The sequence below is a fragment of the Geodermatophilus amargosae genome (assembly GCF_041028265.1).
Taxonomy (GTDB): Bacteria; Actinomycetota; Actinomycetes; order Mycobacteriales; family Geodermatophilaceae; genus Geodermatophilus; species Geodermatophilus amargosae_A.
Map to the genome: position 1 here is coordinate 44284 of NZ_JABGCW010000008.1, position 22525 is coordinate 66808.

General features: G+C 75.7%; 23 protein-coding genes. 11 read left to right on the forward strand and 12 right to left on the reverse strand.

Features of this window, described 5'->3' with window-relative positions; all coding sequences use genetic code 11:
- Window positions 1–11: 11 nt before the first annotated feature.
- Together HLV61_RS10840 and HLV61_RS10845 are read right to left on the reverse strand one after the other, a co-directional pair.
- Window positions 12–1046 (reverse strand): uroporphyrinogen decarboxylase family protein, encoded by a 1035-nt coding sequence (locus HLV61_RS10840; RefSeq protein WP_369255198.1) that lies wholly within the window; start codon window positions 1044–1046, stop codon window positions 12–14.
- A gap of 122 nt (window positions 1047–1168) precedes the next feature.
- Entirely contained in the window at window positions 1169–2011 is an 843-nt protein-coding gene (locus tag HLV61_RS10845; protein WP_369255200.1) for a nucleoside-diphosphate sugar epimerase, read from the reverse strand.
- Window positions 2012–2095: 84 nt separating this feature from the next.
- Between HLV61_RS10845 and HLV61_RS10850 the strand changes: the two genes are divergently transcribed.
- Both HLV61_RS10850 and HLV61_RS10855 read left to right on the forward strand, forming a co-directional pair.
- Complete coding sequence (locus HLV61_RS10850) at window positions 2096–2524, forward strand: MarR family winged helix-turn-helix transcriptional regulator (protein WP_369255202.1); 429 nt, start codon at window positions 2096–2098, stop codon at window positions 2522–2524.
- A gap of 55 nt (window positions 2525–2579) precedes the next feature.
- Complete coding sequence (locus HLV61_RS10855; RefSeq protein WP_369255204.1) at window positions 2580–2981, forward strand: nuclear transport factor 2 family protein; 402 nt, start codon at window positions 2580–2582, stop codon at window positions 2979–2981.
- 18 nt (window positions 2982–2999) lie between these two features.
- Here the strand turns inward: HLV61_RS10855 and HLV61_RS10860 are convergent, their stop codons facing one another.
- Both HLV61_RS10860 and HLV61_RS10865 read right to left on the reverse strand, forming a co-directional pair.
- Window positions 3000–4358 carry a circularly permuted type 2 ATP-grasp protein gene (locus HLV61_RS10860; RefSeq protein ID WP_369255206.1) on the reverse strand — a complete coding sequence of 453 codons (1359 nt, stop codon included), beginning with the start codon at window positions 4356–4358 and terminating at the stop codon, window positions 3000–3002.
- Entirely contained in the window at window positions 4355–5257 is a 903-nt protein-coding gene (locus tag HLV61_RS10865) for an ATP-grasp domain-containing protein (RefSeq protein ID WP_369255208.1), read from the reverse strand. Before HLV61_RS10865 ends, HLV61_RS10860 begins: the two co-directional genes overlap by 4 nt.
- 85 nt (window positions 5258–5342) lie before the next feature.
- On the opposite strand from HLV61_RS10865, the gene HLV61_RS10870 reads away from it, so the two are divergent.
- The 3 genes from HLV61_RS10870 to HLV61_RS10880 all read left to right on the forward strand — a co-directional run bounded on the left by HLV61_RS10870 (window position 5343) and on the right by HLV61_RS10880 (window position 9031).
- Window positions 5343–7349: a glucuronyl esterase domain-containing protein gene (locus HLV61_RS10870; protein ID WP_369255210.1), complete on the forward strand. Its 2007-nt coding sequence runs from the start codon at window positions 5343–5345 to the stop codon at window positions 7347–7349.
- 78 nt (window positions 7350–7427) lie between these two features.
- Window positions 7428–8573, forward strand: coding sequence for an iron-containing alcohol dehydrogenase (locus HLV61_RS10875; protein WP_369255212.1), 1146 nt, complete (start codon window positions 7428–7430; stop codon window positions 8571–8573).
- Between the two features lie 62 nt (window positions 8574–8635).
- On the forward strand, window positions 8636–9031 hold the full coding sequence (locus HLV61_RS10880) for a VOC family protein (protein ID WP_369255214.1): 396 nt from the start codon (window positions 8636–8638) through the stop codon (window positions 9029–9031).
- Between the two features lie 93 nt (window positions 9032–9124).
- On the opposite strand, the gene HLV61_RS10885 is transcribed toward HLV61_RS10880, so the two are convergent.
- The 3 genes from HLV61_RS10885 to HLV61_RS10895 all read right to left on the reverse strand — a co-directional run bounded on the left by HLV61_RS10885 (window position 9125) and on the right by HLV61_RS10895 (window position 11992).
- Window positions 9125–9718, reverse strand: coding sequence for a TetR/AcrR family transcriptional regulator (locus HLV61_RS10885; protein WP_369255216.1), 594 nt, complete (start codon window positions 9716–9718; stop codon window positions 9125–9127).
- The gene (locus tag HLV61_RS10890) at window positions 9718–11130 is read right to left on the reverse strand and encodes an amidase (protein ID WP_369255218.1); all 1413 of its coding nucleotides are present in this window, start codon (window positions 11128–11130) and stop codon (window positions 9718–9720) included. The genes HLV61_RS10885 and HLV61_RS10890 overlap by 1 nt, the downstream gene beginning before the upstream one ends.
- Before the next feature lie 64 nt (window positions 11131–11194).
- Window positions 11195–11992, reverse strand: a complete 798-nt coding sequence (locus HLV61_RS10895; protein WP_369255220.1) for a MerR family transcriptional regulator — start codon at window positions 11990–11992, stop codon at window positions 11195–11197.
- A 78-nt stretch (window positions 11993–12070) separates the two neighbouring features.
- On the opposite strand from HLV61_RS10895, the gene HLV61_RS10900 reads away from it, so the two are divergent.
- The gene (locus HLV61_RS10900) at window positions 12071–12424 is read left to right on the forward strand and encodes a nuclear transport factor 2 family protein (protein ID WP_369255222.1); all 354 of its coding nucleotides are present in this window, start codon (window positions 12071–12073) and stop codon (window positions 12422–12424) included.
- 41 nt (window positions 12425–12465) lie between these two features.
- On the opposite strand, the gene HLV61_RS10905 is transcribed toward HLV61_RS10900, so the two are convergent.
- Complete coding sequence (locus HLV61_RS10905; RefSeq protein WP_369255224.1) at window positions 12466–12828, reverse strand: hypothetical protein; 363 nt, start codon at window positions 12826–12828, stop codon at window positions 12466–12468.
- A gap of 154 nt (window positions 12829–12982) precedes the next feature.
- Here HLV61_RS10905 and HLV61_RS10910 point away from each other — a divergent pair, with 154 nt between their 5' ends.
- A complete protein-coding gene (locus tag HLV61_RS10910; RefSeq protein WP_369255226.1) occupies window positions 12983–13891 on the forward strand; it encodes an NAD-dependent epimerase/dehydratase family protein in 909 nt (302 codons plus the stop codon).
- Window positions 13892–13967: 76 nt separating this feature from the next.
- On the opposite strand, the gene HLV61_RS10915 is transcribed toward HLV61_RS10910, so the two are convergent.
- Together HLV61_RS10915 and HLV61_RS10920 are read right to left on the reverse strand one after the other, a co-directional pair.
- Complete coding sequence (locus HLV61_RS10915) at window positions 13968–15179, reverse strand: serine hydrolase domain-containing protein (protein ID WP_369255228.1); 1212 nt, start codon at window positions 15177–15179, stop codon at window positions 13968–13970.
- Window positions 15180–15214: 35 nt separating this feature from the next.
- Window positions 15215–16465, reverse strand: a complete 1251-nt coding sequence (locus tag HLV61_RS10920) for a serine hydrolase domain-containing protein (RefSeq protein WP_369255230.1) — start codon at window positions 16463–16465, stop codon at window positions 15215–15217.
- 212 nt (window positions 16466–16677) lie between these two features.
- On the opposite strand from HLV61_RS10920, the gene HLV61_RS10925 reads away from it, so the two are divergent.
- Genes HLV61_RS10925 through HLV61_RS10935 form a run of 3 tightly spaced genes read left to right on the forward strand, consistent with a single transcriptional unit; the run spans window position 16678 to window position 19535 of the window.
- Complete coding sequence (locus HLV61_RS10925; RefSeq protein ID WP_369255232.1) at window positions 16678–18435, forward strand: sensor histidine kinase; 1758 nt, start codon at window positions 16678–16680, stop codon at window positions 18433–18435.
- A complete protein-coding gene (locus HLV61_RS10930; RefSeq protein ID WP_369255234.1) occupies window positions 18423–19070 on the forward strand; it encodes a response regulator transcription factor in 648 nt (215 codons plus the stop codon). Before HLV61_RS10925 ends, HLV61_RS10930 begins: the two co-directional genes overlap by 13 nt.
- 39 nt (window positions 19071–19109) lie before the next feature.
- On the forward strand, window positions 19110–19535 hold the full coding sequence (locus HLV61_RS10935) for an SRPBCC family protein (protein ID WP_369255236.1): 426 nt from the start codon (window positions 19110–19112) through the stop codon (window positions 19533–19535).
- A 28-nt stretch (window positions 19536–19563) separates the two neighbouring features.
- Here HLV61_RS10935 and HLV61_RS10940 read toward each other — a convergent pair whose 3' ends face one another.
- The gene (locus HLV61_RS10940; RefSeq protein ID WP_369255238.1) at window positions 19564–19965 is read right to left on the reverse strand and encodes a DoxX family protein; all 402 of its coding nucleotides are present in this window, start codon (window positions 19963–19965) and stop codon (window positions 19564–19566) included.
- Between the two features lie 288 nt (window positions 19966–20253).
- Entirely contained in the window at window positions 20254–21096 is an 843-nt protein-coding gene (locus HLV61_RS10945) for a response regulator transcription factor (protein ID WP_369255240.1), read from the reverse strand.
- 549 nt (window positions 21097–21645) lie between these two features.
- On the opposite strand from HLV61_RS10945, the gene HLV61_RS10950 reads away from it, so the two are divergent.
- The gene (locus HLV61_RS10950; protein WP_369255242.1) at window positions 21646–22476 is read left to right on the forward strand and encodes an AfsR/SARP family transcriptional regulator; all 831 of its coding nucleotides are present in this window, start codon (window positions 21646–21648) and stop codon (window positions 22474–22476) included.
- The last annotated feature ends 49 nt before the right edge of the window (window positions 22477–22525 follow it).

The window sequence follows — 22525 nt, forward strand, 5'->3', positions numbered from 1 at the left end:
GGCCGGATGCGTCAGATCTCGGAGCGCAGCACCGCGGCCGCCTGCGCGAGGGACCGCATCTTCCCGGCGGCCGACGCCCGCGGCAGGTACTTCAGCCCGCAGTCGCTGGAGAGCACGAGCCGGTCCACGTCGACGTGGTCGAGCGCCCGCCGCACCCGGTCGGCGACCGTCTCCGGGGTCTCGACCTCGGGGGTCGACAGGTCGAGGACGCCGAGCGCGATGCCCTTGCCGCGCAGGGGCCGGAGGGTGGTCGGGTCGAGGTGGGACTGCGCCGTCTCGACGGAGACGGTGTCGGCGGGGGTGTCGGCCAGCTCCGGCAGGAACGAGTAGCCGGCCGGCCGGTCCGCGACCATCGCCGCGTAGCCGAAGCACAGGTGCACGTGCACCGGGCCGGCGGCGTCGGCCACGGCACGGGTCACGGCCTCGGCGCCGTGGCGGCGGGCCACCTCGGGGCGCGCCTGCAGCCAGGGCTCGTCCACCTGCACGACGTCGGCGCCGGCGGCGAACAGGTCGGCGATCTCCTCGCGGACGACGTCGGCGTACGCCAGGGCCAGCGCCCGGTCGTCGCGGTAGTGCTCGTCCTGCGTCTGCTGCGCCATCGTGAACGGCCCGGGCACCGTGATCTTGACCGCGCGGTCGGTGTGCGCGCGGAGGAACCGCACGTCGTCGGCCTGGACCGGCGCCGGCCGGCGGATCTCGCCGGTCACCCGCGGCACCGGGATGTCGATCCCCGAGCGGTTGCGGACCGTCCCGGGGTGCTCGAGGTCGAGGCCGGCGAGGGCCGTCGCGAAGTGGTTGGAGTAGGACTCCCGGCGGATCTCCCCGTCGGTCACCACGTCCAGGCCGGCCTCCTCCTGGGCGCGCACGGCCGCCAGCGTGGCGTCGTCCTGGGCCTCCTGCAGGTGCTGCGGCGGGATGCGCCACAGCTCCCGTGCCCGGACCCGCGGAGGGAACTGGTGCCCCAGCCGCTCCCGGTCGATGAGCCAGTCCGGCTGGGGCAGGCTGCCCACGATCATCGTGGGCAGCGGGGGCAGCAGGGCCGGCATCCGATCCTCCCGGGGCGGGGGCGCAGCGGCTCCCGTCGCCACTGGCATCTCGATGCGCCCCATCGTCGCGGAGCCGGCCCGCACCGACCACACCGGCACGTGGACCGGTGGGCCGGACGCCGTCAGACCGCGCGTCGCAGGGCCGGTCCGGCGTCGGCGAGGAAGGCCTCCAGCGTCCGGGCCGGTCGGCCCGTCACGCGCTCCACCGTGTCGGTCACGACGGCGAAGACCCCGGCCCGCACCCGCTCGAACGTCAGCACGGTGAGGTCGCGCTCGAACCCCTCGGTCCCGGCGGCGGCCTCGTCGATCGACACCTCCCGGTGGACCACCGGGTGCCCCACGGCGCCGGAGAGCAGCTCCGCGGTGCGCGGCAGCGAGAGGGCCTCCGGCCCGGACAGCTCGTACACCCGGCCGGCGTGCCCCTCGTCGAGCAGAGCCCGCTCCGCCACCGCGGCGATGTCGCGGGCGTCGATCCAGGCCACGTCCGCGCCCCCGCTCGAGAACGGCAGGTCCCCGGCGTCCACGAGCCGGTCGCGGTGGAAGCGCGGGTCGGGGAAGACCTGCATGAACCAGCTCGGCCGCAGGACCGTCCAGCTCCGGCCGCTGCCGGTGACCGCGCGCTCGGCCCGGGGCGCCCACCCGTCGGGCCCGACGGAGTCCGCGTCGCGCTCGGACAGCAGGACGACGCGGGTGCGGGCCGGCATCACGTCGAGCAGGGCGCCGATCAGCTCCGGCGCGTCCGCGCGGTCCGGCCGGACGACGTACACCGCGTCGACGCCGTCGGTCGCCGCCGGCCAGCCGGACGGGTCGTCCCAGGAGAAGGCGGTCGGCCGCACGCCGTCGACGGTGACCGTGGCCGGGTCGCTGCTGCCGCCGAGCACCTCGACGCCGGGCCGGGTCAGGAGCAGCTCCGCCAGCGGGACGCCGGTCTTGCCGCGCACCCCGGTCACCAGGATCCGGTCCACGGCCGTCCTCCAGACAGTTGAGTGGCTCAAGTTCCTGGACCGAGCCAAGCACGACTCCTTGAGGAACTCAAGTAGTGTCCGCTCGTGACCGGGGCAGGGGACGCGCTGGACCAGCAGCTGTGGGACTTCGTGTACCTCTACGACGCGGCGTACGACCGCGCGGCGCGGGCGGCCGGGCTCAGCGCGGCCCAGGCGTGCCTCCTCGACGCCCTCACCCGGGGCGGCCGCTCGATGGGGGAGCTCGCCGACGAACTGCTGTGCGACGCGTCGAACGTGACCCAGCTCGTCACCCGGCTGGAGGCCGGGGGACTGGTGTCCCGGATCCCCGACCCGGACGACCGGCGGGTCAGGCACGTGTCGATCACCCCGGCGGGACGCCGGGTGCGCCGCGCCGTGGGGCGGGCCTTCGACTTCCCCTCCGGCCGGCTCGGCCGGCTGACGGAGGAGGAGCGGCTCCAGCTCTCCGGGCTGATGGCGAAGCTGCTCGCACCGGACACGTCGCCGTCGTCCTGACCGGGCACCCCGGCCGGGCATGATCGTGCCCTGCGCACCCGACGAGGGGGATCCCGTGATCGACGACGTCATCGCCCGCTGGCACCGGTACATGGAGGGTGGGTCCCCGAACGGCCTCGACGAGCTGCTCGCCGACGACGTCGTCTTCTACTCGCCGGTGGTGTTCACCCCGCAGCGCGGGAAGGAGATCACGACGCGCTACCTCGAGGCGGCGGCCGTCGCGCTGGCGGGCGAGGGGGCCGAGGGCACCTTCCGCTACACCAAGGAGGTCCTCGCCGGGGACACCGCGGTCCTCGAGTTCGAGACGACCGTGCAGGGCAGGTACGTCAACGGGGTGGACGTCATCCGGTGCGACGACGCCGGCCGGATCGTCGAGTTCCGGGTGATGGTGCGTCCGCTGCAGGCGATCCAGGCCGTCCACGAGCAGATGGGCAGACGGCTGACCGCGGGCTCCTGAGGAGCCGGCGCGTCGTCGTCACCCGACCACCCACGTGTCCTTGCCGCCACCGCCCTGCGAGGCGTTGACCACCAGCTCGCCCTCGGTCAGGGACACCCGGGTGAAGCCGCCCGGCAGCACGATCGTCTCGCCGTCGACGCAGAAGGCGTAGGGCCGGTAGTCCACGTGCCGCGGCACGAGCGCGCCGTCGACGACCGTGGGATGCGTCGACAGCGCCACCGGCTCCTGGGCGATCCACTCCCCGGGGGCGGCCAGGACGGCGGCGCGGGCGCGCTCGAGCTGTCCCGCGTCCGCGCGCGGGCCGATGAGCACCCCGTGCCCGCCCGAGCCGGACCGCGGTTTGACCACCAGCTCGTGCAGCCGGCCGAGGGCTGCGCGGCACCGGGCGGGGTCGCCGAGGTCGTAGGCCGGCTGCGAGCGCAGCTGCGGTTGCTCGCCGAGGAAGAAGCGGACCAGGTCCTCGACGTAGGGGAAGGTGCGCTTGTCGTCGGCGACGCCGGTGCCGAAGGCGTTGACCACCGTCACCGTGCCGGCCCGGAGGGGACCGAGCAGCAGCTCGCCCAGCTCGTTGGGCCGGCCGTCGTCGTCGGTCAGCCGCTCCTCGCTGGTGCGCCGCCAGAGCAGGTCCACCCGGCGCCCGTCGGGCAGCACCAGCGCGTCGCCCCGGGCGGCCAGCTGCGAGGGCAGCACGACCGGCGCGTCGACCATCTCCCCGAGCCGGTCGATCTCCCAGGCCACCGAGCTGCGCGGCCCGTCCCCGAGCACCGCGACGACCGGGTCGGCGACGTCGGTGGCGGCGGCGAGCATCCGCCGCATCGCCGAGCGGGCGGCCTCCCGCACCGGCGCCGGGCCCGGCTGAACACCCAGCCGCGGTGCCACCAGGTCCCGCGCGGCCAGGGCGTAGGCCAGCAGCGTCGGCGTCCGGACGTTGTCCTCGAGGACGACGAGCCGCCCGTCGGCACCGCGGACGACGTCGGGCCCCGCCATGCCGATCCACCGCCGGGGCGGCGGCAGACCGGGGGCCAGGTAGCGGTTGGTGTCGAGCACGACGGCCGGGACGACGCCGGCGCGGACCGCCTCGCGCGGGCCGTGGGCGTCGGCCACGAAGGCCTCCAGCGCCCGCAGCCGCTGGTGGAGACCCGCCGCCAGCTGCTCCCACTCCGCCCGCGGCAGCACCCGCGGCACCGGGTCGACGGTGAACACGTGCGCCTCGTCGGCGGGCCCGTGCAGCAGGCCGAGGTCGGCGGCCGCGCGGGCCACGTCCGCGGCCAGCGCCCCCGGGCCGTACGCGCGGACGGCGGCCAGCGCGGGCGCCGCGTGCTCCCGGTCGCCGCCGTCGGGCAGCAGCGCCTCGTCGAGGCCGGCCCCCGTGCTCACGCGGCTGCCGCGGCGCGCTCGGCCGCGGCGCGCTCGGCGACGGCCAGGGCGGCGCGGGCCACCCACCGGCCCTGCTGGGGATCGGTGACGTCGAACCCGAAGGGCGCGTTGGCCTCCAGCGCGACCAGCCGGCCGTCCGGCCCGACGAGCACGTCGACGCCCATCAGCCCGCCGCCGAGGGCAGCGACCATCTGCGAGGCCAGTCGCGCCATCTCCGGCGGCGCCTCGTACACCCGCGGGTACACCGTGCCGTGGGTGACCAGCGCGCCCTCCTCGCGAGACTTCTCGTAGACCAGGGAGGTGGTGGTGGGCGTGGCGAAGATCCGCGCGCACGCCGGCTCGGCGATCCACTCCTGCAGCAGCGCCGCGCCGCGTCGGTGCCCGCCGGCCGCCTCGTCGGCCCGCCAGGCCGCCTCGATCCCGGAGGCGGCGTCGAGGTCGCCGACCAGTTCGATGTAGCGGGCGCCGTCGCCCAGCGCGGGCTTGAGCACCATCTGCCGCCCGGGCATCGGCCACTCCCGGACCCGGGCGAGGTCCCACGCGGCGGGCTGCGGCACGCCGGCGGCGGCCCACACGGCGTGGGTCACGAGCTTGTCGGCGGAGGCGACCAGGGAGGTGACGGGGTTGAGCAGGGGCACGCCGGCCGCCTCGAGCAGGACGGCCAGGGCGAAGGTCGGCGCGTAGGCGATGACCTCCTCGACCAGCACGTGCGCGATCGCCAGGTCGTAGTGCCCCGGAGGCGGGCCGGTCACCGGCCAGTCGTCCGGCACCCGGGCCAGCCGCTCGACCTCCGCGCCCTGCTCCTCCAGCGCCCGGACCCAGGCGCCGGCGTAGCCGGCCGCCTCGTACCAGTCCTCGTCGGTGATCACCAGCAGCACGCGCACCTCGTCACTCTGCACGCCGGCCGCACCACCCGCACCACGCGCAGCACGGACGCAACACGCGGAGCACCGGGAGGACACGTCCCGGCCCTACCGTGCGCGCATGACGCAGGTGCTGCCGGGGAGCCGGTCCCGGGGCGGGCTCCTCGGGCGCTCGGCCGCGGCACGCCGGCTGCGCTACACCGCCGAGCTGACCGGAGCGCTGCCGCCGAGCGAGGCCTTCGAGGCGTGGCTGTCCGCCGGCGGCGACCCGGCGCCGGACTTCGCCCGGCTGCCGGCCCGCACGGGCCTGTGGTCCCCGGCCGAGGGCCTGGCCGGGAGCCGTGCCGGAGCCGCCGGGTGGCCGGCCCGGCGCGCGGTGCTGCGCGCCCGCTGGCGCCGGTGGCTGACCGGGGACCTCCCTCCCGCCCCGCGCCGCACGGCCGCCCGCGTGGACCGGGTGCGGACGGCGGACGGCGTGGAGGTCCGCGAGCTCGTCGTCGGCGACGGTTGGTCGGTGCGGGCGCGGCTGCTGCTGCCCGTGCCCGCCGCCGGCGTGCGGCGCGACGTGCCGGTGTACCTGCTGCAGTCCAGCCACGGGGTGTGGGCGGAGGCGGCGCTGGCCCGCGGGTGGGGCGCCTGCCTGGTCTCGGCCGCGGACGGGGACGACGACACCGGGCTCGTCGAGCGTGCCTTCCCCTCGGTCGTCGCCGGCCGCCTCGCGTGGCGGGCCTGGGCACTGTCGCGGGTCCTCGACGCGCTGTCCGGCCAGCCCGGGGTGGACGCCCGCCGGGTGCTGGTGGGCGGGCACAGCCGCAACGGCAAGACCGCGCTGCTGGCCGCCGCCTTCGACGACCGCTTCGCCGGCGTCGTCTCCAGCTCCAGCGGCGTGCTCGGCGCCATCCCCGCCCGGCTGTGCACCGACCGCCACTTCGGCGAGGGCGTGGAGCTGCTCACCCGGCACTACCCCGGCTGGTACCACCCGCGGCTGCGCTGGTTCGCCGGGCGGGAGCACCGGCTGCCCACCGACGCCCACGAGCTGCTCGCGCTGGCCGCGCCGCGGCCGGTCCTGGTCTCGGTGGCGGTCGAGGACCCGGTCGAGCGCGTCCCCGCCGCCCGCGCGGCGGTCGACGCCGCACGGGAGGCCTTCGCCCTGCTCGGCCGGCGCGACGCCCTCGAGCTGGCGCTGCGCCCGGGAGGGCACCGGGCCGACGAGTCCGCGGTGGCCGGCCAGCTGGACTGGGCGCAGTCGGTGCTCGGCGGCCCGCCCCGCCGCGCCGCGCGGGCGCCGGTGGCGCCGTCCCCGGTCCCGTGGCCGGCCGACCGCGTGCGCCCGGGTCCGCGGCCGGTCCGCGGTCCGGAGCTGCGCGCCGCCGTCCGCGCCGCCCTCGGCCCTGCCGGGCGGGCCACCCGCCCGGGGACCGGCCTCGTGCCGGTCCCGAGGGCGGGGGAGGACCGGCTGCGTACCGGGGACGGCGTGGCGGTCACCGTCCTGCGCCCGCCGGGCGGGGGCAGCGGCCGGGGGCTGGTGCTCTGGCTCGGCCCGCCGTGCGCGGCGACCGGGTGGCGGGCCGGGTACGAGCAGGCCCAGCCGCTGCCGGAGTCGCTGGCCGCGGCCGGCTGGGTGGTCGCCTGCCACGACCCGGTCGGCAGCGGCGCGCGGCACGGCGAGCACCCCGGGCCGGGCTCCTCGCCGCTGGGGCGGATGACCGCCGACGCGGCCGCCGTCGCCGCCGTCGCCGCGGCGGCCACCGGGCACGACCGGGTCTGGCTGGCCGCCTACGGCACCGGGGCGCTGGTGGCCCTGCACCTGTCCGCCCTCGGCACCGGGCCGGACGACGTGCCGCCGGCCGGCGCGGTGCTGGCCGCCCCCAGCTGCGGGGAGCCGCTGCTGCGGACCCGGCCCGGGTACACCCTGGCCGACCTGCTCGCCACGACGGCGGAGCGCCCCGCGGTCGTGCTGGACCCGGTCTGGGACCCCGAGGCGCCGGCCGGCGCGGTGGCCGCCGCCTGCCGGGCCGCCGGCGTGCCGCGGGTGCCGCTGGCCGACTGGCACCGGCTCTCCGGCGCCACCCGGTCGGCGATGACCGACTGGCTGGACGTGCACGGCCCCCGGCGCGCCCCCGTGTGACCGCGGCGCGCGGTCCGGCCCGGCGCGGCGGACCGGCCTAGGCTCGCCGTCACGCGCGGGCACGGGGGGAGGCGGTCGGTGGACGGGTTCGACCTCGCCGTCCCCCGGCGGGTGCTGTTCGGCCCCGGACGCGCGGCCGAGCTCGCGGACCTGCTGCCTCCTCTGGGACGGCGGGTGCTGCTGTGCGCCGGGAGGGACCCCGCGCGGCACCGGTCCCTGCTGGGCGGGATCGACCCGGTCGCCGTCGTGTCGGTCGCGCACGAGCCGACGGTCGACGAGGTGCGGGCGGCGACCGCGACGGCGAGGGGCGCCGGCGTCGACGTGGTCGTGGCGATCGGCGGCGGCAGCGTGCTGGACACGGGCAAGGCCGTCGCCGTCCTGCTGGGCAACGGCACCGACCCCCTGGACCACCTGGAGGTCGTCGGCCGCGGGATCCCCGTCGAGCGGCCGGCCCTGCCCTGCGTCGCGGTCCCCACGACCGCGGGCACCGGAGCGGAGGTGACCGCCAACGCGGTGCTCGCCTCGCCGGAGCACGGCGTCAAGGCGAGCATCCGCAGCCCGCACCTGCTGGCGGCGGTCGCACTGGTCGACCCGCTGCTCACGCTGGGCTGCCCGCCGGGGGTCACCGCCAGCAGCGGGCTCGACGCGCTGACCCAGTGCCTGGAGCCCTACGTCTCCCCCCAGGCCAACCCGGCGACCGACGCCGTCGCGGCGGCCGGGCTGCGGCGGGGTGCACGGGCGCTGCGGGCCGCCTACGAGGACGGCGGGGACCGGACGGCGCGCGAGGAGATGGCGCTGTGCAGCCTGTTCGGCGGCGTCGCGCTGGCCAACGCGAAGCTGGGGGCGGTGCACGGCCTGGCCGGCGTCGTCGGCGGGATGGTGGACGCGCCGCACGGCGCGGTGTGCGCCGCGCTGCTGGCGCCGGTGGTCGAGGCGAACGTCCGGGCGCTGCACGAGCGCGAGCCGGGCTCTCCCGCGCTGCGGCGCCACGCCGAGGTCGCCCGGCTGCTGACCGGGCGGGACGACGCGCGCGTCGAGGACGCGGTGGCCTGGCTGCGCGAGACGGTGGCCGCGCTCGACGTGCCCCCTCTGGGGGCGGTGGGTCTCCGGGCGGCGCAGCACGCCGAGGTCGCCGCGAAGGCGGCGCGCTCCAGCAGCATGCGGGGCAATCCGGTGCCGCTCACCGAGGACGACCTCGTCGCGGTGCTGCGCGCGGCGTCGTGACGGCGACTGCCTCCACTCCGGGAGGGGACGGACCGTCGGCGCTCCCGGCTAGCCTGCCGCCCATGCCGGAGCAGGTGACCCCCTTCCTGATGTTCACGGGCGATGCGGAACGCGCCATCGAGCTCTACACGTCGCTGTTCGACGACGCGCGGGTCCTGTCCCTCACCCGGTTCGCGCCGGGCGGGACGGGCGTGGAGGGGACGGTGGAGCAGGCCACCTTCTCCATCGCCGGCCAGGTGTTCCGCTGCTTCGACAGCCCCCCGGTGCACGACTTCACCTTCACGCCGTCGTTCTCGGTCTTCGTCGACGTCACGTCGGCCGAGGAGCTCGACCGGCTGTTCGCCGGGCTCTCCGACGGCGGGGGCGTCCTGATGCCGCTGGACGACTACGGCTTCAGCCGTCGCTTCGGCTGGGTGAACGACCGCTTCGGCGTCTCATGGCAGCTGAACCTCGCCTGACCGCACCCGTCCGCTCCACCGGGCCGGAGGTCGACCCCGACGACCGCCTCCCTGCCGGGGACCGGTCCGCCGGCGGCGGAGCGGGCACGCCGGTCAGCGGGAGTCCTGCCGGAGGAAGGCCATCAGCCCGTCCAGTCCGGGGAGCTGGTAGCTCCAGAACCCGGTGACCAGGGCGCGGCCGTGTCCGGGGTCGCGGGCACTCCGCAGGATGTGCGCCAGGGCGCGGCGGGTGTTGTCGAAGACGAGCTCCAGGACGGCGTGCTGCTCCGGCGACGGAGGTCGGTCGAGGTCCCGCAGGGCGTGCGCGACCAGACGCTGCACGAAGCCGGCGGGGTAGTCCGCGAACCGCGTGCCCTCGGCGCGGTCGAGCAGGACGGCGACGGCCAGGCGGTGCTCGAGCCAGAAGTCGAGCAGCTCGTCGGCCGGCTCCCCGTACCTCGATCCCGCCGCGAGGGCCGCGATCCGCGTGTCGAGCAGCCGGTCGTGGCGGGCCGGCAGGTCCGCCGGGACCACCGCGTCGAAGACCAGTCGCTTCGAGCGGAAGTACCGGTAGACGTTGCCGGGGGCCACGCCCGCGTGCGTGGCGATCGTGACGATCGACGTGCCCGGGTAGCCGTGTTCGGCGAAGCAGCGCAGCGCGGCGTCCTCGATGCGTGCGCGGACCTCCTGTTTGAGGACCTGGGCCATCACGGCCGCCCGGCGAGGTGCCGCTCCGGCGGCCGGGTGTCCGCCCAGGGGGCGGCCTCCTCGAGCTCGAAGGCCAGCTCCAGGAGGAGCCGGTCGGCCCCTGGGCGGGCGGCGACGTGGATGCCGACGGGCAGCTCGTCGTGCCGGCCGAGCGGAACGGACATCGCCGGGCACCCGGCGACGTTGTGGATCGGGGTGTACCCGACGGCGTCCTCGGTGCGGCGGACGAGCGTCTCCCGGCCCGCCGCGGGGTCGAGGTACCCGATCGGCCAGGACGCCCGGGCGAGCGTGGGGCTGAGCACCACGTCGTGGTCGGCGAACAGGCGCAGGTAGGCGCGGGCCGCCTGCGTCATCGTGCGCTCGCTCTCGGCCCGTGCGCCGGGGTCGAGGGTGGCCGCCCAGGCGATGAGCTCCAGGGTGAACGGCTCCAGCTCGTCCGGCCCGGGGGGACGCCCGAGCACCGGCGCGAACGCCTGCTCGACCTGCGCCATGGTCTGCGCGGCGGTCGTGAAGAACGCCCGGCTGAGCGCCGCGCCGTCGACGTCCGGTCGCTCCACCGTCTCCACGTGGTGTCCGAGGGACTCGCAGAGCGCCGCGGCACGGTCGAGCTCCCGCTGCACCGGCGCGTCGGGGGAGCGGCCGGTCAGCGTCGGGGTGAGCACGCCGATCCTGAGCCGGGTGGCGGAGGGGCCGGTCACGTTCCCGACCGGGGGGTGGACCGCGCCCGGGCCGGTGCGCTCGGTGGCCGCGAGGAACGCCGCACCGTCCCGCACGGACCGGGTCATCACGTGCTCGACGAGCAGCGCGGCGAGGCCCGGCGCCTCCGGCCCGGTCGGTTCCCCTCGTCCGTTGGACGGCTTGAACCCGAACACCCCGTTGAGGGCCGCCGGGACGCGCAGCGAACCGCCGGCGTCGCTCCCGTGCGCCATGGGCAGGACGCCGGCCGCGACGAGCGCGGCGGAGCCACCCGACGAACCGCCGGCCGACAGCCCCTCCCGCCACGGGTTCGCCGTGACGCCGTGCAGCGCCGACTCGGTGCTGCCGAGCAGTCCGAACTCCGAGCTGGTCGTCGAGCAGAGGACGGTCAGGCCGGCATCGCGGATCCTGGCCGCGTACGGGGACGGGCCGGGCACCGGCGTGCCGGCCATCAGCCGCGACCCCATCGTCCAGGGCAGTCCGGGCCAGGCGAGCAGTTCCTTGACCGCGAAGGGAACGCCGGCGAGAGGGCCCCGCGCCGGCGGAACGCCGTCGAGGGGCTCGGCGAGGTGGGCGACCGCGTTCAGCGCGGACCGGGCGTCGATCAGCTCCCGCGCGGTCTCGGCGAGTTCGGCGGCGGTGACCTGACCCGCGCGCACCAGGCGCGCCATCTCCACCGCATCCCACGCGAGGTAGTCGGGAAGGGCGATCGTCACGTCTCAATCGTGAATGAGGCAGTCGCGATTGGGAAGGGTCTCCCGCCCCTTGCGGCGGGGACCGTCAGCCCGGGGCCACGCGGAAGACCGGCCACCCGATCTCGGTCCGCCAGGCCGACGGGTCCGCCGTGTCGCGCGGGCCGACCGGGTAGGACTCGCGCACCGGTCCGGCCACCGCCAGCGCGTTGGCCACGACCCAGACGCCCAGCTCGCCGTACGTGACGTCGATGTCGTCGTGCTCGCCGACGTGGGTCGTGACGGCCAGCTCGACGGCCGGCAGGGTCACCGGGTGCACCCGACCGCTGCGCGGGGGATCGGCCGTGGGCCGGTACACGAGCACGTGCCCGCCGCCGTCCTCGAACAGGGCGTTGTCGTACAGCCCTCCCGGGACGCCGGTCGGCTCGCCGACCACCGCGTCCAGCTCGGCCATGGCGCCGGCGTACCAGGCGAGGACCTGGTCGTGCGCCACGTCGTCCTCGACCGCGGCCACCGTCGTCGCCGGGACCGCGCGCAGCTCGACGGCCAGCGGAGCCGGCTCCGGCCGCAGCAGCCGGCGCAGCGACGCCACCGCCGCGCGGGTCCGGTCCAGCTCCGACTCGAGCCGCTGCAGGTGGTCGGCGACCAGCGCGGCGCGGGCCCGCGGATCGGCGGACCGCAGGATGCGCTGCACGTCGGTCAGGGGGACGTCGAGCTCGCGCAGCCGGTGGATGACCTGTGCGGCCGGGATCTGCTCGGCGCCGTAGTAGCGGTAGCCGGTCGCGTCGTCCACGACCGCCGGCTCGAGCAGGCCCGCGTCGTGGTACCGGCGCAGGGTGCGCACGCTCAGGTGGGTGAGCCGCGAGAACTCGCCGATCGCCAGCACGCCCCCACGGTGGACCCTCCCCCCGGGGGAGGGTCCAGTGCTGGACCCTCCCGCGCCGGGAGGGCGCACCGTGGCGGCATGACCACACCGACCGGCATCCGGCCCGACCAGTTGCCCGCTCCGATCCGCGGCTACCTCGCCGCGCACGCCGCCCGCGACGCCGACGCCGCGCTCCGCGCTTTCACCCCGACCGCGGTGGTCGTCGACGACGGCACGACCCACCGGGGCACCGAGGAGATCCGGCGCTTCCTGTCCAGGGCCGGAGCCGAGTTCAGCTACACCACCGAGCTCGTCGGCGCCCAGCGCGTCGACGACGCGCACTGGGTCGCCGTCAACCGCCTGGAGGGCGACTTCCCCGGCGGCGTCGTCGAGCTCGGCTACCGGTTCGTGATGGACGGCGACCTCATCGCGGAGCTCGACATCGCCCTGTGACGTCGCCCTGTGACGTCGCCCCGTGACGTCGCCCCGTGACGTCATCCCGTGACGCCCGGCGACCACCGGTGGCGTGACCGTGGCGACGACCCGCCCGGTGGTGGCAGCCGCGCGAGCAGTGCCCTGGCGAAGGCCTCGGCCGCCGGGTCGATCGGCTCGTGCGTCGCCGCGGCCCGCAGCCAGCCCGCCAGGGGCGCGGCCAGCGCGGGGGACAGGGTCGCGATCCACGCACCGGTCCCGGCCCGCGCCTCGGCCACGTGCTCGGTGCTCCCCCCGGGGGAGTGCGCGACCACCTCGGGGCGGGTCGCCAGCAGTCCGCCGGTCCGCCAGTCGCCGGGAGTCGTCCGGGCGGCCAGCGCGTCCAGCCGGTCGGCCGCCGTCCGCAGCAGCTGCTCGGGGTCCACGGCCGGATGGTGCCCGACCGGGCTGGCGGACGGGGAGGGCCGGGGGTCGGGGCCTCCTGCGCCACCTCGCTGCACGCAACTGCTGCGCGGTCGGGGACCCCGGGACGGGCTGCGCAGCGGGCAGCGCCGGGCCGTCGCTGGCAGTGTGGAGGACGTGACCGAGTCCTCTCCCCTCGTCGTGGTGACCGGTGCGAACGGACTGGTGGGCACCGCGGTGTGCCGGGCGCTCGTCGAGCGGTCGGCGCGGGTGCGCGCCGTCGTCCGCCGCGCCGGCAGCGCGCCTGTGCTCGACGGGGTCACCGAGCACGTCGGCGAGTTCGCCGACGAGGGGTTCGCCCGCGGGGTGACCCGGGGCGCCGACGCGGTCGTCACGACGGTCCACCCGATGGGTTCGTCGCGGGAGGTGCAGCACCGGGTGGGCGCCGAGGGGACGCCGGTCCTCGCCCGGGCGGCCCGGGACGCCGGTGTCTCCCGGCTCGTGCACCTGTCCACGGCCGGGGTCTACGACCGCTCGGCCGGCGTCGGGGACGTGGCCGAGGACGGTGCCCTCCTGCCCGAGGGCAGCGGGGACTACCCCGACACCAAGAACGCCACCGACACCGCGCTGGCGCAGGTCGGCGGGCTCACGACCGTGCTGGTCCGCCCGCCGGCGATCATGGGCGCCGGCGACACGTCGGTGTGGAACACGCTGCGACCGCAGGAGGTCCTCGGCGGGGAGCGCCGGGCGAACCCGGCACAGACCTGGGCCTGGGTGCACGTCGACGACCTGGCGGCCCTCGTCGCGGACGTCGCCACGGGCGCCGTCGCGACCGCCGACGATCCGGAGCGAGGCCCCGTGGCCGGAGGCACCACCGCGGTCATCGTCGCGGGCGAGCCCGCGACGTGGCGGGACTACCTCGGCTCGGTGACCGACGCGCTGGGCGTCGCACCGGAGTGGACCGACGAGCCGGCCTGGACCGGGCGTCTGCTCACCGACCGCGCGCGGAGGTGGGGCTGGACGCCGCGGGTGGGCCTCGCGCAGGCCCTCGAGGAGCTGCGGCGGGGCCTGACGACGCACTCCTGACGCCTCCGCGATCCCCTGGCGGAGGAGGTCGGGGAGCCGGGCGGCGCGGTCAGGAGCCGGACGGCGATCCCGTCGGTCACCAGGTCGGCAGGCTGTCGGGATAGAGCAGCGTGACGATCCCGGCCCAGAGGTCGTCCGCGGGGACGGCCTCGCCGTCGGCCGCGTTGACCATCACCACCACGCTCGCCTCCCTCTCCGGCAGGTGGGAGACCATGTCGCTGTAGCCGAAGATCGAGCCGTTGTGGCCGACCCAGTCCCCGAGCTGGAGGACGCCGAGGCCGTACTGCACCCGGATACCGGTCGAGGTGAGCGGCGTCCACTCCTGGCGCAGCCGGGCGGTCTCCGGGGTGAGCCCCGCGCCGGTCGCCAGCTGCTCGGCGTAGCGGATCATGTCCGGCACGGTGGAGACGATCGCGCCGGCGGTGGACGGGACCGCGGGGTTGCTCGACGTGACGTCCCGTGGCTCCTCCGCGGCGGGGTCCACCGGTGCCAGCTCGCTGTCGGTGTTCACGTAGCCGCGGGTGAACGGCTCCGGCAGGGCCGCCGTCGTGGGATACGACGTGTGCGGCAGGCCGAGGTCCTCGATCACCGTGGTCAGGTACTGCTGCGCCGAGCGGCCGGTGACCTGTTCGACGACCAGCCCGAGCAGGACGTACTCCGAGTTGGAGTACACGGTCGCCCGGCCGGGTGGGGCGGCCTCGTCGGCGTGCGCGCGGATGATCTCGAGGACGTCGTAGGGGGACCACCCCGGCAGGAGCGGATCGGCGACGTAGCGCGCCATGAACTCCTCGTCGGCGACGAAGTCGTAGACGCCGCCGCGCATGCCCAGGAGGTGCCGGAGGGTGATCTCGTCCCCGTGGGGGATGTCGGGGACGTACTCGGCCAGGGGGTCGTCGAGGGAGAGCCGCCCCTGGTCGGCGAGGCGCAGCACCGCTTGGGCGGTGAAGGTCTTGGTCACGCTGGCGATGCGGTAGTGCACGTCGGGAGCCATGGGGGTGCCCGCGGTGTCCGCGGTCCCGTAGGCCCGGAGGTGGGTCCCCCGGACCGGGTCGGAGATGCCGACCACCGCACCCGTGACGCCGCCGGTCAGCGCGGCCTGCGCCAGTTCGTCGATCCGTGCGGCGAGGTCCGCGTCGAGCGTCGCGGCCGGGGAAGTCGCGGCCGGGGAAGTCGCGGCCGGGGGAGGAGCGGACCCGGCCGGGAGACCGGGGCCGGCCGTGAAGCCGGTCGTCGCGGCCCCGGCGAGCAGGGCGAGTGCCAGGGCGGTGGGGCGCATCCAGCGGCGCATGACGAAGAGCTCCTCCGGTGGGGGTGGTGTCCCGGTCAGTCGGCGTAGAGCTCCTCGATCACCGCCCGGGCGAGCTCGACGGCCGGCCCCTCGCCGTTGGGTGCGGGGGCGGTGGAGGTCCAGGTGACGACGGTGATGTCCCGGACCGGGTCGTGGCCCATGAAGGAGTTGGTCCCGGGCAGCTCACCGGTGTGTCCGTACACGGGCCCGAAGCTGGCCAGGCCGAGCCCGTAGCCGGGGCTGGCCGGGTCGTCGGGGTCCAGCGGCTGGACGCTGGCGATCCGCTGCTGCTGCAGCTGCGGGCTGAGCAGGCACCCGTCGACCAGTCCCTCCACGTAGTCGGCGAGGTCCGGCGCGGTGGAGATCCCGGCGCCGGCGGTCCACCCCCAGGAGGGGTTGGCGTCGGTGACGTCCATCGGCTCCAGGGTGCCCGCGCGGGCTGCGGCCTGGACCTCCGGTGGGAGCACGAGGCTGTCGATGGTCTCCACGTTCGTGCCGAAGGTGTACATCTGCGGGTGCGGCTGCGGGATCGAGGCGTCGGTCCGCGCCGGGAAGGAGGTCTCGCCCAGCTCCAGCGGGTCGAAGATCCGCTCCTGGAAGGCCTGCTCCACCGGGACCCCGGTGAGCTGCTCGATGATCACGCCCAGCAGCACGTAGTTGGTGTTGGAGTACAGGAACCCCTCGCCCGGGGGGAAGGCGGGTGGCTCGGCGAGGCCGATCGCGAGCAGTTCCTCCGGGTCCCACACCCGGCCGGGGTCGCTGTCCATCTGCTCGTTCAGCCACGGGTCCTCGGTGTAGTTGGCCAGCCCGCTGCTCATGTCCAGCAACTGGGCGATGGTGATGTTCTCCCCGTTGGGCACGTCCGGGCGGTACCACGAGACGGGGTCCTCCAGGCCGATCCGGCCCTCGTCGACCAGCTGCAGGATCACCGTGGCGGTCCAGGTCTTGGTGTTGCTGCCGATCCGGACGTGGTCGTCGAGCGTGACCGGCTCCGTGCCGTGCCAGGTCCGGGTGCCCATCGTGGTGGTCCAGTCGCCGAGTTCGGGGGACCGCACCAGGACGACGGCGCCGGTGACCGCGAGGTCCCTCACGAGCCGGTCGAGCTCGGGCTGGACGGCCGCGGCGTACGCCGGGACCTCCGACGGCGCCGCCGCGCCACCCGGTGACGCGTGCGCGGGGGCGGGCGCCACGACCAGCAGGGCGACCGCCGTCGTCGCGATCGAGGCGGCCAGCGGGCCGGGTGCCCGCGAACGACGAGATCCGCTCGAGCGCTCTGCAGCAGTCATGGTCGACCTTCCGAAGGGTGGAGCACGACGGCCGGCACGACCAACGGGAGGGCAGCCGCTCGGCGGTTCACGTGAGCGACCCTGGCGACGTCGTGACCGCCGGGCAATGGACCGGGGTGGCCCGCCGCCCTGTACCTGGGTACAGGTCACGCGGGAGTCGTCACGGGTGCGATGCGGCACCGACCGCGCGTCGCCGGTGCCATGCTGCACCGGTGGCGCGTCGGGGAGGTGTCCGATCGCCGCTGGCGCGGGCGCTGACGCTGAGCCTCGCGCTGACCGGCGCACTCGGTGTCGTCGTCGCCGGCGTCGAGGTCGCCCTGGTCGCCGACTCGCGCGTCGCTCCGTGGTGGCTGCTCGCGTCGTTCCCCGCCGGGGGAGTCGTCCACCTGGCGGCAGGCCTGGCGGCGTGGCGGCGCCGGCCGAGCAACCGGACCGGCCCGATCATGGTCATCGGGGCCCTGTCGTGGTTCGTGGTCGCTCTCGCCAACACCGGGACACCCGCCCTGGTGGCGGTCGGTGTCGTGCTCGCCACCACCCCGCTCGCCGTCGTGGTGTGGCTGCTGCACGCCTTCCCGTCCGGCCGCCTCCGCTCGCGGACCTCCCGGCTGACGGTGGCGGGGGCCTTCGTGGTGTCGCTCGTCCTGCAGGTCCCGCTCTACCTCTTCGATCCGGGGGCCAGCCCGGGCGGCATGCTCTCCGTCGGTCCTCGGGCGGACCTGCTCTCCGCCGGCACCTGGCTCCAGCGCGGCGCGGGGATGGTCGTCATGGTGGTGACCGCGGGTGTGCTCGCCCACCGGCTGCGCGCCGCGACGCCCGGCCAGCGCAGGGTCCTGCTGCCGCTGTACGCCTACGGGATCCTGGCGGTCCTGGCGACGCCGCTCGGTCCGCTCCTGGGTCCGTCCGCCGGTCTCTCGGTCGCGCAGGTGGTCGGGTTCCAGATCGTCCTGCTGGCCGGGGTGCCCGTCGCCTTCGCGGCGGCGATGCTGCGCGGCGGGTTCGCGAGGACGGCCGAGATCCAGGAGCTCAGTGCCTGGCTGGCGTCGTCCGCCGCCACCCCGGAACGGCTCGCCGACGCCCTCGGACGCACCCTCGGGGACGCGTCGTTGCAGGTCGTCTACGCGTCGCGGGACGGGCACGCCCTCGTGGACGGCGACGGCACCCCGTTCGATCCGTCGGCGCTGGGCGCGCACCGCCACCTGGTCGACATCGACCTCGGGACCAGGCGGATCGGCGCCATCGTCTACGACGCGACGGTCGTCGACGACGCCGAACTCGTCCGCGGGGCGGGTCGGGTGGCCGCCCTGGCCATCGACCACGACCGGTTGACGGCCGAGCTGCGGGCCAGCCATGCCGACCTACGGCAGTCGCGCGCCCGCCTCGTCGATGCAGGCGACCGGGCGCGGCAGCGCATCGCCCAGGACCTGCACGACGGCCTGCAGGTGGAGCTCGTCCTGCTGGCGCTGGAGGCACAACGACTGGCTCGGATCGACGGGGCGGCCGACCTCCCCGACGCGGCGACGCGCCTGCGCGTCGGCATCGACCGTGCCGCCCGGAACCTCCGGGGGATCGTCCACGCCCTGATGCCGGCCGCCCTCGTCGAGCGGGGCCTGACCGCGGCGATCGAGGACCTGGTCGACCGCATGCCCCTGCCCACCCGGCTGGCGGTGGCCGAGGTCGACGGGCGCCTGCCCGCGACGGTCGAGAGGACGGCCTACTTCGTGGTCGCGGAGGCGCTGACCAACGCGGTCAAGCACGCCGCGGCCGACACGTTGACCGTGACGCTGGAGCACGCGCCGCCCCGGCTCGTCATCGGCGTGGCCGACGACGGCGTCGGCGGTGCGACCCAGGACGGTGGCGTGGGGCTGCACGGCCTCGCCGATCGCGTCGACGCCCTCGGCGGCCGGTTCACCATCGAGAGCCCGGCCGGCGGGGGCACACACCTGCTGGTGGAGCTGCCGTGCGGGTCGTGATCGGCGAGGACGAGGCGCTGGTGCGGACCGGGCTCACGCACGTGATGCAGGCGGCCGGGTTCGACGTCGTCGCCGCGGTCGGGGACGCGCACGAGCTGGTCCGCAGCGCCGAGGAACACGTCCCCGACATCGTCGTCACCGACATCCGGATGCCGCCCGACCACAGGGACGCGGGCCTGCGGGCGGCGGTGGAGATCCGCCGGGGGCATCCCGGGATCGCCGTCCTCGTGCTGTCGCAGCACCTCCAGCGCGCCTACGCCGTCGAACTGCTGGGCGACCGCCCGTCGGGCGTCGGGTACCTCCTCAAGCAGCGGATCGCCGACATCGACACCTTCACCGACGACGTCCGCCGCATCGCCGCCGGCGGCACCGTCCTCGACCCCGAGGTCGTGGGCCTCGTGGTCGCCCGCGCCAGGGGGCACCACGATGCCCTCGACCGGCTGACTCCACGGCAGCAGCAGGTGCTGGCCCTGATGTCCGAGGGCCGGACCAACGCGTCGATCGCCCGGACCCTGTCGATCACCGAGCGGGCGGTCGTGCAGCACACGTCCCACATCTACGACGAGTTCGGCCTGGCGCTCAGCGACGACGACCACCGCCGGGTGCTGGCGGTGATCCGCTACCTCTCGTCGTGAGCGGTCCATGGAGCCGGAGACCTCCGGCAGGATGACCCGGTGGAGCAGAGCACGACGATCGACGTCGAGGCCCCGGTCGGGCGGGTGTGGGCGGTGCTGTCCGATGTCGGGCGGTGGCCGGAGTGGGCTCCGACGGTCACCTCGGTGCGACGTCTCGACGACGGGCCGCTGGCCGTCGGGTCCCGGGTCCGGGTGGAGCAGCCCCGGATCCCCCCGACCGAGTACGTGGTGACCGAGCTCGAGCCGGGCCGCTCGTTCAGCTGGGTGGCCACCGGCCCGGGGGTGCGCACCACCGCTCGGCACCTGCTCGAGGACCTCGGCACCGGCGGCACGCACGTGACGCTGGCGGTGGAGCAGGCCGGCGTCGTGGGTCGAGTGATGGGGCGGTTCTACCGCCGCCTCACCGATCGTTACCTGACCGCCGAGGCCGAGGGGATCAAGGCCCGGAGCGAGGGACGGGTGTGACGCCCGGCCTCGGGTCGCGGAGGCGGGTTCAGCGTTGACGGGTGCGCTGCCACCAGCCGCCGCCGAACAGGGCCAGGAGCACGAGCACGGGCTGGAGGAACAGCCGGACGAGTCGCTCCCGGTCGGTGTCGAGGCCGAAGGCGTCGGTGCCCTCGAGGTACTGGGCGACGTTGCCGGGGAAGACCACCACGAAGAACGCCGCCAGCAGCGCTCCGACGAGCCGCCTCCTGCGCGGGAGCGCGACGAAGGCCGCGCCCAGGGCGATCTCGGCGACGCCCGAGGCGAGCACCGTCAGGTCGGGGTCGACGGGGAACCAGTCGGGCACCTGGGCCTGGAACTGCCGCCGCTGGGTCGTCAGGTGGAGCAGTCCTGCGCCCACCATCGCCGTGCCGAGCAGGAGACGGGCGGCGGTGCGAGGGGCGGAGGCCATGACCGCACGGTAGGCGGGCTCGCTGTCCTCGATCCGGGGGTCGTGCCCGGTCAGGCACTCGGCCACCAACTACCGGTGCCCGTGGGCGTCGGCAGAGCGGCAGGAGTGCCGACGCGGCCGGCTACCCGGTGATCCGGCGGCACGACCGCCGCCATACTCAGACGACCCCGCCACCGGCCGACGGCGTACTCGGAGTACACACGCACACGCATGCGGCCCTGGTCCGCGCCGGCCGATCGAGGTCATCCACCGGCGCAGCGAGTGGGATGGCTCGTGGGCGTCGGCGCATCAACGGGGCGATGCGCTCTGGAGGGAGCGGCGCAGCGCTGAAGTGTCCGCCGTGCCGTCCCGTCTGCCGGGCTCGGTCGGTGGAGCCAGGAGGCCGGCGTCGCGGGCGCGTTGGACCGCCATGAGCCTGTCGCGCACGCCGAGCTTGCGGTACAGGTGCTCGAGGTGCTTGTGCACCGTCCGCGGGGAGGTGTGCAAGCGATGGGCGATCGCCTCAGCGGTGAGACCTGCCCCCAGGAGCGTGAGGACGGCGAACTCGCGCTCCGTCAGGCGGGTGCCACGGACGCGTTCCCTCTGACACTCCGCCACGTCTGCGAGCACCCGGTGGTGGCGCACGAGCGCGGCCACCGCGTGGCGGACCAGGTCCGCGAGCTCGGCATCGGCGTCGTCGTAGTCGTCGTCGGGTCGGCTGACCACGTAGGCCTCGATCCCGTCGCCGACCCGGAGCGGCAGGGCGAGCTGGTGGGTGATCCCGAAGGGACGTGCGAACTCCGACCAGCCGGTGACCATGGCCACGGGAGCCACCTCGCGGGGGACCCGGCCCAGGATCTGGGGCGAGGAGCTGCCCGTGACCGAGTACCAGCGGATGAGCGGGTGTGTGGTGGCGTCGGGGAGCTCACCGGACGGCGGCGCCTTCGGCAGGTAGCCCTCGGGCCAGCCGCCGACGACGTGGTCCACCCACGCGCCGTCCACGACGTTGAGCGAGCAGCACGCTGCGTCGAAGGACTCCAGGAGCAGGTCGGCCACCTGCGCGTGCGGGAACTCGCGAGCGCCGGTCTGCCCCTGCAGGACGTCGGCGACGAGCTCCAGCCATCGTGCATGACATGTCGTGAGGCGCGACACGCGACGGAGCGTATTCCGTCGCTGCCGGTGAGCAAGGGCCTTATGTCACGGTCGAGTTCCGCCGTGTCACCGGACGTAGCGAGGGCCGCCGTCGCTCCTCAATACGCACAACTGCGTACGGTCCCGACGCCTCTGCGTGACTAGCGTTGCCCTCCCGCATCACTCGTGCGTGCGGCCAGGGGGAGTCATGCCGGTCGGAGTCGTGCACTCGCGTGTCAGGACGGTCAGCGCCGACGAGAGTGGGCAGGTCAAACGGACGCGGCCCACCTGCCTCACCTGATCGACGGCCCGGGTCCTGCGGCTTCCGGGCCGCACCACCTCGCACGTGAGCGCTGCCTGGTCCCGTGCTGCGTCCGATTGCACCGCCACAGGGCCGTTGCCCATGCCCGGCCGGCATCCCGGACGGTCCGTGGGCCGGGGTCCGTCGCATCCGCCTCGGAGGATCCGGTGTCCGCGGCGGTCATCCGCGGCGCGATCCGCAGCCTGGCGGGGGCGCCTGCTGCGCCGGCTCGTCTCCCGTCGCTCGTCCCCGGAGGAAGGAGCCCTCCCGTGGACCGTTCATCCCCCACCCGCGTCACACTGCTCGAGGGCTTCGGGTTGACCTTGCCCGGCAGGGCCCTCCGGCCGTCCGCTGACGACCTGCCCCGTGCGGTGCAGCGCCTGCTGGCACACCTGTGCCTGTCCACCAGGGTGACCCGCGCGGCGACGGCCGGCCACCTGTGGCCCGACGTCCCCGAGGACCACGCGCACGGGAGTCTGCGGTCGGCGCTGTGGCGGCTCAACAAGGCCGCACCCGGCCTGGTCGAGGCATCGGGGACCTGCCTCCAGCTGGCGACGGACGTCCGGGTCGACGTGCGGGAGCTGAGCGACTGGGCGCGGCGGGTGGTGGTGCCGTCCGGAGGGTCTCAGGACGTCGCTCTGCCGGACTCCGCCCTCCTCGGCGACCTCCTCCCCGGGTGGTACGACGACTGGGTCCTCCTCGAGCGCGAGCGGCTCCGCCAGCTCCGCCTGCAGGCGCTGGAGGCCGTGGCGGTCCGGCTGGCCTCGCTCGGACGCCACGGTGAGGCACTGCAGGCGGCGCACGCAGCGGTCAGGGCCGAACCGCTGCGGGAGAGCGCCCACCGGCTGGTGGTCCGGATCCACCTGGCCGAGGGGAACGTGGCCGAGGCGATCCGGGCGTACGAGCTCTTCCGGACCATGCTGGAGGACGAGCTGGGCGTGCCACCGACCGAGCTGATGACTCGATTGGTCCGGCACGTGCCGCGGATCCGGCGGACCCTCGCCGGCCGGCACTCGGAGTGCCCGCGGGGTCGCGACCCGGTCCGCGACGGTGACCTCCCGAGGCAACGGGTGCCCAGCGGTCGGACGTCTTCCGGCTGAGACGCGGGCACGAGAGGAGGGGAACCCGTCCACGTCGGTGCGTCATCCG

Coding starts and splice junctions, on each gene's coding strand:
- HLV61_RS10840 (WP_369255198.1), bottom strand. CDS start 1,046: ATGCCGGCCCTGCTGCCCCCGCTGCCCACGATGATCGTGGGCAGCCTG.
- HLV61_RS10870 (WP_369255210.1), top strand. CDS start 5,343: ATGACGCAGGTGCTGCCGGGGAGCCGGTCCCGGGGCGGGCTCCTCGGG.
- HLV61_RS10880 (WP_369255214.1), top strand. CDS start 8,636: ATGCCGGAGCAGGTGACCCCCTTCCTGATGTTCACGGGCGATGCGGAA.
- HLV61_RS10885 (WP_369255216.1), bottom strand. CDS start 9,718: ATGGCCCAGGTCCTCAAACAGGAGGTCCGCGCACGCATCGAGGACGCC.
- HLV61_RS10900 (WP_369255222.1), top strand. CDS start 12,071: ATGACCACACCGACCGGCATCCGGCCCGACCAGTTGCCCGCTCCGATC.
- HLV61_RS10915 (WP_369255228.1), bottom strand. CDS start 15,179: ATGCGCCGCTGGATGCGCCCCACCGCCCTGGCACTCGCCCTGCTCGCC.
- HLV61_RS10920 (WP_369255230.1), bottom strand. CDS start 16,465: ATGACTGCTGCAGAGCGCTCGAGCGGATCTCGTCGTTCGCGGGCACCC.
- HLV61_RS10940 (WP_369255238.1), bottom strand. CDS start 19,965: ATGGCCTCCGCCCCTCGCACCGCCGCCCGTCTCCTGCTCGGCACGGCG.